This window comes from Microcystis sp. M49636_WE2 (assembly GCF_030065375.1).
GTDB classification, from domain to species: domain Bacteria; phylum Cyanobacteriota; class Cyanobacteriia; order Cyanobacteriales; family Microcystaceae; genus Microcystis; species Microcystis aeruginosa_C.
Window position 1 is genome coordinate 1 of sequence record NZ_JASJFG010000675.1, and the last position, 1,322, is coordinate 1,322.

The 1,322-nt window shown below is 41.9% G+C and carries 1 protein-coding gene; it reads left to right on the plus strand.

The features are described 5' to 3' along the window. Positions 1-66 precede the first annotated feature (66 nt). The gene (locus PX484_RS15565) at positions 67-906 is read left to right on the plus strand and encodes a Ycf66 family protein (protein ID WP_287768369.1); all 840 of its coding nucleotides are present in this window, start codon (positions 67-69) and stop codon (positions 904-906) included. The last annotated feature ends 416 nt before the right edge of the window (positions 907-1,322 follow it).

Below are 1,322 nucleotides of genomic sequence, written 5' to 3' on the forward strand. Positions count from 1 at the left end.
AAAAATAGACTCGATCGACCCCAAATAACGCACAATAAAAAAGGAAATGTCAAAGGAGAATCGCAAATGTTGCCCTATATCCTAGCGGTCGTTGTGGGATTGAGTAGTCTGTACCTCCTCACCACCGCTTTTATCGCCCCCGATCGCCACCGTCAAGATGATTTTCTCTGGAGTGCGGTAGGATTATTCTATGCCCTTGTCCTCTGGTTGTGCGCGGGAAGGATTACAGGCGCTATCCTCCTGGGACAAGTTGCCGCAGCCATTTTATTTATTGCTTTCGCTTGGCAAACTCTCAAACTCAGACAAGCACTTTTTTATCCCGACAAACCGGTTAAATTATTTACTATTGTCGGTTGGTTAGGCAATCGTCTGGGGAAAGTTACTCCCTCCCAATCCCCTAAAACTAAAGCTAAACCTGAGAAAGTAGCAGCAAAAGTTAAAGAAACGGTTAAAGAAACGGTGGACCCCGTTATAGAAAAAGCCGTGGCTATCGGGGAAACTATTACAGAATCAGTGACAGAAATTGAGGAAAAAGCTCAAGAAACGGTTGCCCCCGTTGCCGAAAAAGCCGCAGCTATCGGGGAACCTATTACAGAATCGGTGACAGAAATTGGGGAAAAAGCCGCAGAAATCATTGATGATGGGGAAACTTTCGATGATTTCGATGATTTTGATGATTTTGATGATTTTGATTTGGCAACGGAAGAGATCAAACCCTCCGAAAATGCCCCAGAAATTCCCCCGACTGAACCTGTCGCAAATGTTGAAGTCGAAACTATTGCTGTTAGCGAAACGGTGATTATTGAAGTTACCGAGGAAGATTTGCCCCCAGAAGAAAATATCGAAAAAGATACTCCCCCAGAAACTCGATCGCAAAGCGCAGAAAATCCCCCTCCATCGGATTAAAAATTAAGACTATTGAGCGGGTGGGTTAGGCAATAATTACCCAAGAAATGGTTCTTCGTTACTTGGTATGGTTCGATAGGGGGGGCATAAATCGACTAAATCCTTATCTGGCAAGAGACTTAATTGATTAATTCGTTCTAGATCGAGAACAATTGACAAAAATTGCCAAATGTCTTTCTATATAAGGGTTACATTTATTATAACCCCCGTCCATTGCATAACACAAACCGAAGAACCAAATTTTTAGTAAAAAAATGTAATAGGAGTGAATTAATTAGGGTTTGCTGAATAATGGTAAAAACCTTACAGGAAAGGGCTTTTAGCTTGATTGAGAGCTTCCCAAATGCACTTAAATCTGCTAGAATCTCTTAAAACCCTTGCATCACCCTTGCATCTTCTCTAATTAGTGCTAATGT